We start from the raw sequence: 8,539 nt of genomic DNA, 5'->3' as shown, positions 1-8,539 counted from the left end.
AAAACGCTCCCGGTCGGGCATGAGAATGTCGTCAGGTCCAGGACGATAGCAAGCCTTCGTGCCGCCGTAGTGAATGACGGCTCCGGTCTGGCGAACAAACATCTCGACGGTTTCATTGTGAGGCACGAGCGCCATCGGCATCGGTTCGGCTGGGCTGTAATAGTCGGAAGGCAGGTTCTCGATCTGCTCTACGTTGAATACCGTGTAGCCCTTGAGATAAGGGATAGAACGGTCGTCATCGGCGTCCTGATCCTTGGGGGTAAAGGTGCCGAATTTGACGACAAGCGATCCACGTTCGCCCTTCCGGACTTGACCGCCGAGATCCTGCGCCTGACGATAGGTGATCCAGGTGGTTTGTTCGTAGCCGTTCATCTGCGACGCGATCCAGAGCATGAGAACATTGATGCCGCGATAGGTTTCGCCGCTGGATCGGCGGGGGATGATGGAGCTCGGGCGGGTATTTCCATGCCACGGGCGAACCCAAGGCTTGGTGCCGGCTTCCAGCTGCTCGATGATGAGGTCGGTAATGCGCTGATAGGTGTCGATGACGTTGTTCATGGCCGTCTCCATTCGTTGGTTGACGGCAAAAAACGGAGATAGCCGAGACGAGCCCATGCACCTATTGGCCGCAACGGAAGTGGAGGACCGCGAAGCGGTTGCATTGGGGAGGGGCTATCGCAGCTTGTCCGTCAATCAACCAACGGGTGGGGCGGCCCAAATGTCACCCACCGAAGCAAACGGACCAGATCTCTGCGCGGAAGATGTACCGCTTATCGTTCGCGGTCGTCGGAATCCCGCTCCGCCTGCTTGTGCGTCGACAACTCTGAAAGCCGTGATGGGACCGCTGCGCTTTTCTGCTCTGGTGGCATTCGTTCGACGGCGGGAACATCTGCATTTCTGACCTGATCCGGACGCAACAGGCGGGAGAAGTCAGAACGAGCCGTGAATGTCATTTCGCTATTGTCATCGGGCAACCGCTCTGGAAGGTCGGCGCGATCGACTGCGACAATCCCGTGGTCGGTAACAACGCTGGCAACGCGGATATCGTGACCGAGAACCTGACCTGAAATCTGTTCGCCCGGCCTGGCGCTGCGCACGTTGTGCTCGAAAGCATTCTCACCGCGCATTTCAAGATCGACGAAAGCAGCTCTTATGGCTTCCTGCCGGTTTGGATCGATCGCGTCTTCAAAGACATGTTTCATAGCTGGACTGGAGGGGTCGTTGGTCGTCGCGATCGACGCTTCGATCATGCGCGGCTTGGTGATGACGGTGAAGTCAACATCATGACCATATTCGCGTCCGATGGATGCTAGCAGTGCCTCCTGCGCCCGTCCGTTTCCTTCTCGGAAGGGGTGCACATAATTCAACTCTGCCAAAACTTTACCGGCGATTTCGGCGAACTGCTCGACCGACGATCCACGCAATATTTCCGGATTCCTGATCGGTCTAAAGGCTTCGTCCAAGCCCATCTCGATGCGCGAACCGTGAAGAAATGAGCTCCCACCTTTCGACAAATTGCCAATCGGCTCCACCCTCTGGCCATCTACAACAGGGCTTTCATTGCGCGTATGACCGGCCCATTCATAAACATCTTGGAAAATATGACCATGAATGGCTTTCAGATGTTGGGCGTCGAACGCGCCTTTCGGGCCGTCTCCTTCGGCAATTTCAGTCATCCGGAATGCTGTCGCGCGATATTCTTCGACGCGCAGTTCCTTATGAGACCGGATTCCAAGTTTATTACGCAGCACGTCCCTGCGGTCGGGATCGTCAGATGTGTTTGGATAGATATAGGAGCCTTTGGGTTCCGTTTCAGCCATAGCGAAGAATCGGGTAGGAGGGCATTTTAGGCCCTCCTCCCACACCACCGTACGTACGGTTCCGTATACGGCGGTTCATGAAGCGTAGTATAGGCGTCGGTGTTCCTTCAGGAACGAGATCAGCCCGATTTTGGTGAAGTAGGCATTCGGTAGGGCTTCGTGCATGTGTGAGGTTCTGGCATTCCACCATGGTCCCCGGCCATTGCTGGCACTTATCCATGCACGCTCCTTCTTTATGCCTCGTTGCATCAGGTTTCTTGCGCGCGCGGCTGGTTTCGTCCATTGCCGCCACAGGGTAGCCCGCAGCTTGCGGTGAACCCATCCATCCATTTCCTCGAACGTCCCCTTCACGTCAGCCAGCTTAAAGTAAGCTGTCCAGCCGCGCAGGATCGGCGCTAGGTCCTTGATGGTGGCGTCAATGGCCCGGCCACGCCCAGCCCGGAACTGGGCTTTCAGTTTACCACGAAGACGTTTCACACTTTGTACCGCCACCTTAAGGCGGGGCATACGGTGAGCCGTCATTGAGTAGCCCAGAAAGACCCGGTTACATGGACGATCAACAGCGCTCTTGGTGGCGTTGACCTTCAGCTTCAGCCTCTTTTCAAGGAAGGTGGTGAGCGAAGCCATCACCCGTTGACCAGCACGCATTGACCGCACATAGATATTACAGTCGTCGGCGTAGCGGCAGAAGCGATGTCCGCGCTGTTCCAGTTCCTTGTCCAGATCGTCGAGCAAGACGTTTGATAATAGCGGAGACAGGGGACCGCCCTGCGGCGTTCCCTCGCTTCGCATTGTCGTCATCCCGCCCATCATCAACCCGGCTTGCAGATAACGGCGGATCAACCGCAGCACCCGTTTGTCGTAGACCTTGCGTGCCACTCGTGCCATCAGCACATCGTGGTTTACCCGGTCGAAGAACTTCTCCAGATCAAGATCAACCACAACGCGGTAACCGTCGGCCACATAGGACCGTGCGGCAAGGATCGCATCATGGGCACTCCGCTCCGGCCTAAAGCCGAAAGAGGAATTGGAGAAGCCTGGGTCGAAGATCGGCATCAGCACCTGATGTATCGCCTGCTGGATGAGGCGGTCGAGAACCGTGGGAATGCCAAGAAGGCGTTTCCCGCCGCCGGGCTTGGGGATTTCCACCCCGCGCACCGGCGCTGGCTCATACCGACCCGCCAGCAGGTCTTCCCTGATGCGCGGCCAATGCGATACGAGATGCTGCTTCAGGTCGCCAACGCTCATCTTGTCGATGCCCGCCGCTCCCTTGTTCGACACCACGCGGTGTAAGGCCGCTATCATGTTATCGCGACTGACGATCATTTCCATCAGTTGCATCGCGTCCTTCGGTTGTGAGTTGGACGATCCTGCCGTGACGTTTGATGCGCCCAAGGCATCCTCTCGCAGCTTCCGGCCACTACCTTCCGCATGGGCATGGGGCGTTTCAGCTCCATTATCTGCATCTGCTGTCGTCATCGAAAGATCGTTCTCCATCCGACACTTCATGTTCAGCCCTTCGCCGTCCGGTACGGCTACTACGGCATCTGCTGACTTCTGCCGCCCTATTCCGTCGCTTCTCAGCGGCGGTAGCACACCGTTGCCGGTGGCGAGGCGACAGATCTCCCGAGGTAAGACGCGTGACCTTCATGCCATATACCTGTCGCATCTACAGCCGCATCATCCGGGTGATATCGGGCTTTGGGTAAATGGGCCCCCTTGCCCTGATGCGACTGCCTCTTATGCGCTTCCTGTTCGTCAGGCCGGCACTTTGCTTACAGCTTCCTTCAGACCCCGCCTTACGACAACGCCCTTGCTGTTCGGCTAACGGTTCCCATCACCAGGGCCCGTAGAGGACTTTCACCTCCAAGTCATCGAACGGATACCATCCCGGTCGAGCGATGCTTGCGCACCACGCGCCATGCTCGGCGCACCTAATAAAAAGCCGCCTACTCAAGGCAGGCGGCATCAAATTAAAAAGGATAAGCGTGAGCTATTGCGGTTTGCGGACAACACGCTCTCTGTATTCGTCGCGTGTGATATCGCCCGCGACGTAGGCCGCCGTCGCTGCTTCCAACAGTGGGTCGTGGACATAGCCCTGCCGCATGTTTGCAGCACGCGCCTGATCCGTAGCCTTTTTGCGCTTGGCAACAGCTTCTGGAGATCGATCCGGACGGGGGGCATGAAAGTTCATCTTCAAAACTCCTATTGTGACAACTCCTAGCACAAAATGCGCACAAAATCCAGAAAACAAAGGGATTTCCGCGACTTTCGGTATAGTGCGCCCGGCACTCAGCCGGGCGCTGTTGTGCTATCAATTACGCGGTTCCCATTCGAGAACGGCCTGAAGGCTTGGGTCGTCCTGCCCCCCGAAGCGGCCTAGGTTGGCGTTGTAGTTCAGGCGGCGGATCGAGAGGTTCCGTTTGAAACCTTCGCCATCGGCCTTAGCCTTTCTCCAGATACCACCGACCTCAATATTGAAGCCACGCGGGGACTTGGCGAAAACGCGATGCGTAGGGGCGTCCGGGTTGTCGGAATTGAAAGGCACGACCTCGATGTCGATGTCGTCAGTCAGGGTGGAAATACGGCCTTTGCCGGATGCGGTGTCGAGGTCTTCGCTATCGAACTGGATGAAGTTGGTGATTTCGTTGGCCATGGTATTCACTCCTCTATGTGGTTGCGATGATCGTTCCAAGGCACGGCGGTAAGCGGTGTTGCACCCTTGGGCGCGGAGCGCAGCGGAGGAAGCCGTGGGCCGAAAAATTTGTTCGGGCGAGGAGCCGCAGGCGGGGAAATTTTTCAGGCTTCCGGCTTTGCGGCAACTGCGTCGACGTGCGAACGAGCGTCAAAAGCAACCGAATTAGAGGTGTGCTCTATGCGCCAATATGGCAACTCGTCTCATGGGCACATGACCGTTGATACAATACCGATTGTGCAACGCATGATAGCCGGATAAAGCGCATTTTCAACAGATGTTGTGTAATCATGGAGTATACGGATAGCCAAATTGGTTCTCCGCGCCGATTATTCGACCTCGCCAATTTGGCTATGCTGGAAGGCTTATCTGGAAGCATGGGTCCGTCGATATAGATGCGGGCTCTCTACGTCGGCCGCCCATATTCCAAGCAAACGTTCGCGCGCTTCGTTCTCGGCATACCCATATTCGGCAATGTCGATGCCGTGGTTTCGCGGCAAGTAGCGCAACATCGCTTCAGCCTGACCCGCACGCACCATTGCAATGCCGATATCCGTATTCGGAAGAAAGCCCTGACCGACGGAACGGTTATAGCGATCCACATCAACGATCCGACAGGACACATGCTTGCCGTCGATCATTTTGCGAAGGTAGCTGCGCGCAACCAAGCCACACGGCCACGTCTTACCATTCAAAAAGCCGCTTTGCTCCTTTTCGCAAGCGTCGATTGCGGCAATCCGCACGCGCTGTCGTCGTATGCTGATCGTATCGCCATCGATGACGCGGGCTGTTCCGGCAACGGAACCCGACCATTGTTCAGCGGCAGCTAGCCCGACAGTCAGTAGCAGGGCTACCGCGGCGGAGAAAATGTAGCGAAAGATCAATGTATTCCCTCCATTCCATGTCGGGCAGCAAGCCCGAAAACCGAGCGGGCAAGATGCAGTTCGCCGGCAGCGGCGCGCTCTGTCATGGCGCGCAAATAGCCGCCCGGCGACTTCACTTGCCTCTCGTCGAACTTCTGCAGCGTGATTGCGATAGCAATCGCGGCGGCCTGTTCCCCCATCTGATCGACAGCCCGGCGGCGTGCATCTTCGGAAATCCCGGCCATGCGGCAGATTTGCGGGGCGAGACGGGCCAAATCAGTCCAGGTGCGGGGGCGCGATATTCCATAGGTGTTCAGCGCCGGTATTGCCCGTAACAGATCCTGCAGGGCCACTAACGTTTGTGGCGGGTGTTGCGGTTGATTGACTAGGCTCGATTTGCCTCCCAGGCTTTTTTCGAAAGCCCTCTTACTGGCGAAGCCGGTCTTTAAGATACCGAGTTGTTCGGCATAAGCCGAACGCATTTCCTCTCTACTATCTTCAAGGGAATAGGGGTTTGTAATCTGTTTGTGCATGTCGTTTTCGGCATATGGGCATGTCGAATCTTCGCTTCTATCTGAAGACTGATGACGGCGAGGCAGCTGCATCACCCGCTCGACGATCCATTCAATCAAGCTTGTCGCGCGTCGCAAAACAGCGCTTGATGCCTTGTTCGCGATGCCTACTGCTTCGAGAACACGCGCAAAACGTTTCTCGATCATGGCGCGCAGCCGCGCGGGCAAGTCCTCGACAGAGGCGAGCGCGTTGCGCAAATTGCGAACGGCGCCGCGATAGCGACGCAGGTTTGCAGTGAGTGCATTCTTTTCCGCCTTTGCCTGCCGGACCATTCCGTCTAGCTCCGTGAAGCGGGCAATCAGAACGCGTAGATCAATACCGCAAGCGTCGGCAATACTGCCGTCCGCATTTCGGACCGGATAGCGCTTGTAGTTGCCGCTGTCCTGCATGGTGATGACACCGGCGTCAAACAGCCGAGACAACATTCGGCTGACGCGGCCCTCGGATCGGCCGACCTCGAAGGCAAGCGCTGCATTGGATTTGAACACGATCGGTCGTCCGCCCTTGTCATAGCTCTCAGCTGGAGCCGTATTGATCAGGGCCACAAGCAAGTGCGCTTCGATGCCATTGATGAGGCCAAGGCAAGGAAGAGACTGCGCAAGGCCGATCAGCTGCCCACGCGTCACCGATCCAATTTCCGTGGACTGGGCCAGCCGCCGAAACTCGGTTCGTTGTGGTGTCTGTTTGCGGCCAACTTGCCGCGCTGGCTGTAGGGTCTCCCCCATCCTCCTCGTCTCCTTATTGAGGACCAGGCAAAGCTTTCCCGTTCGCCGAAAAGCGTTTTTGTTTGACTTTGGAAGTTGGGAGTGCGATCTATGAAGAACTGAATGTTTGTAATTTGCACCCCGCTTCCGGATTTTTTCGGGAGCGGTTTTTCTTTTATAACCTGGTCAGATTTCTCCTTGAAATGGTTATGAATTACATCGGTGCAATGTTACCGATTTGGCTCTCTCCGACAACCCTTATTGTGCTACACCATATTAACGATCTTGCTTTTATAGCGGATATGTCGGGATTTTATGGGTATTTCAAGGTAGAAACCGTGGTTCTATGGCCGGTGATGCTCCTAGTGCCGCATCAGTTAATTTACCTTTTCGGTAACTTTCATAAGCGGCGAGGTATTCAATCTGTCGCTGCGCGATTCGGGCCTCCGGCAACCCTACAGCGCGATATGAAAGCGCGGGTGCCTCCGGCCAACTACGTTCGCTTCGCTCTCTTCGTGTCAATTTGCAGAAAGGAATGAACAGATCCAAACTCTGTTCGCCGGTCACTATTGACATGGACCACAACATGGACCATTTCTTACGCTAAGTATGAGCGAAATACAAAGGAACATGGACGATGCGCGTATCTGTCAGCGACGCGAAAGGCCAGCTCACCGAACTGGTAAAGCGGGCGGAAGCCGGGGATGAAGTCATTTTGACCCGTCGCGGCCATGAGATTGCACGGATCGTAGCCGTTGCGGCAGCGCCCGGGCCCAAAGGCCGACGCGCACTGATGGAAAGGGTGAGGGCAACGGCGGCGACGAAAGCATTACCCGGGGCTGATGCTGCGCGCAGCCAGGACTTTCTTTACGACGACGATGGAATGCCCATATGATCGCTGTCGATACATCCGCGCTCATGGCAATCGTGCTCAATGAGCCGAAAGGCCAAGCTTGTATGACGGCAATCGAACAGGCTGATGAGCTATTGATTTCCGCCGGAACAGTTACTGAAGCCCTCATTGTTGCTGCGCGACGTAATGTCGGCGAAGAGGTTGACGCGTTGATTTCCGGGCTCGGCTTCGAAATCGTATCCGTGACAGCCGCTTCCGCACGCCGGGTCGCCAATGCTTACGCCAGATGGGGCAAAGGCATTCACCCAGCTTCGCTCAACTATGGTGACTGCTTTTCCTATGAAGTTGCTCACGAGCACGGCTGTCCATTGCTCTATGTAGGAGACGACTTCGTTCAAACGGACCTGCGCTCGGTTCTATAGTGGTTGACTCCAACCAAAGCGATATCCGGTTAACCGGCGATGCAATGTTTCTCCCCGCTATGACTTCTTCGAGAAAGCAGCCTCGGTATTGCCTCGACCGAATGAAATAAGCTGGTTGCGCGCCTAGGATGCTTTTTTTCCCATCGGTTCCAGATTAACGCGCCTGCTAATAACAACATTTCGGCACCAGAGCCCTTTCCTTTCACAATGACTCATATCCGCACGATGCGAAGTAGTTTTGAGCATTTTGTGAATCGATATAGGCTCTAACGGTGAATGAACCGCAATACTATCCTATTCCTGGACACGCTGCCCCGGACGCCTAGCAAATTCCCGATGCCTGTGTTCGGATATTGTTCCCTGCACACTTCAAATTTGAGATCGTGCTTGATAGGATCCGCCGCGTGTGAACATCGCGGATAACGTGACCGGAGATGTCTGCATATCCCCGGCGGTCCGGGAAGAGCGCCGGGGATTTAGATGATTTGTGCGATGATGATGAACGTCGCAACACAGCACGTGCACACCATAAGTAAGCGGTAAGGCTACCCCACATATCATTAGTCGGCGTGATGGGCGATTTTCCGTATGAATCATACGGAGAGTCCT

The 8,539-nt window shown here is 55.8% G+C and carries 9 protein-coding genes; 2 read left to right on the top strand and 7 right to left on the bottom strand.

The annotated features are described in order from the left end of the window. The 7 genes from KWJ32_RS27425 to repC form a co-directional block, all read right to left on the bottom strand. Positions 1–558 (bottom strand): ArdC-like ssDNA-binding domain-containing protein (locus KWJ32_RS27425; protein ID WP_256886591.1); only part of this gene is annotated, 558 nt, incomplete at its 3' end. A 212-nt stretch (positions 559–770) separates the two neighbouring features. After that, positions 771–1,820: a Fic family protein gene (locus tag KWJ32_RS27420; protein WP_213507543.1), complete on the bottom strand. Its 1,050-nt coding sequence runs from the start codon at positions 1,818–1,820 to the stop codon at positions 771–773. Positions 1,821–1,895: 75 nt separating this feature from the next. Beyond that, a complete protein-coding gene (ltrA, locus tag KWJ32_RS27415) occupies positions 1,896–3,299 on the bottom strand; it encodes a group II intron reverse transcriptase/maturase (protein ID WP_151649016.1) in 1,404 nt (467 codons plus the stop codon). Between the two features lie 514 nt (positions 3,300–3,813). Then, positions 3,814–4,014 carry an antitoxin VbhA family protein gene (locus KWJ32_RS27410; RefSeq protein WP_105529505.1) on the bottom strand — a complete coding sequence of 67 codons (201 nt, stop codon included), beginning with the start codon at positions 4,012–4,014 and terminating at the stop codon, positions 3,814–3,816. Positions 4,015–4,134: 120 nt separating this feature from the next. Beyond that, positions 4,135–4,476, bottom strand: coding sequence for a DUF736 family protein (locus KWJ32_RS27405; RefSeq protein ID WP_105545503.1), 342 nt, complete (start codon positions 4,474–4,476; stop codon positions 4,135–4,137). A 404-nt stretch (positions 4,477–4,880) separates the two neighbouring features. Beyond that, complete coding sequence (locus tag KWJ32_RS27400; protein ID WP_151610731.1) at positions 4,881–5,363, bottom strand: thermonuclease family protein; 483 nt, start codon at positions 5,361–5,363, stop codon at positions 4,881–4,883. 32 nt (positions 5,364–5,395) lie between these two features. After that, positions 5,396–6,676 (bottom strand): plasmid replication protein RepC, encoded by a 1,281-nt coding sequence (repC, locus tag KWJ32_RS27395; RefSeq protein WP_151610728.1) that lies wholly within the window; start codon positions 6,674–6,676, stop codon positions 5,396–5,398. Between the two features lie 616 nt (positions 6,677–7,292). Here repC and KWJ32_RS27390 point away from each other — a divergent pair. Together KWJ32_RS27390 and KWJ32_RS27385 are read left to right on the top strand one after the other, a co-directional pair. Next, complete coding sequence (locus KWJ32_RS27390; RefSeq protein WP_151610729.1) at positions 7,293–7,550, top strand: type II toxin-antitoxin system prevent-host-death family antitoxin; 258 nt, start codon at positions 7,293–7,295, stop codon at positions 7,548–7,550. Next, positions 7,547–7,930, top strand: coding sequence for a type II toxin-antitoxin system VapC family toxin (locus tag KWJ32_RS27385; RefSeq protein ID WP_151610730.1), 384 nt, complete (start codon positions 7,547–7,549; stop codon positions 7,928–7,930). The genes KWJ32_RS27390 and KWJ32_RS27385 overlap by 4 nt, the downstream gene beginning before the upstream one ends. The last annotated feature ends 609 nt before the right edge of the window (positions 7,931–8,539 follow it).

Source organism: Ochrobactrum sp. BTU2 (assembly GCF_024539785.1).
GTDB lineage: Bacteria > Pseudomonadota > Alphaproteobacteria > Rhizobiales > Rhizobiaceae > Brucella > Brucella anthropi.
The sequence above is the reverse complement of the archived record's forward strand: the minus strand, read 5'-3'. Positions and strand labels throughout refer to the sequence as shown.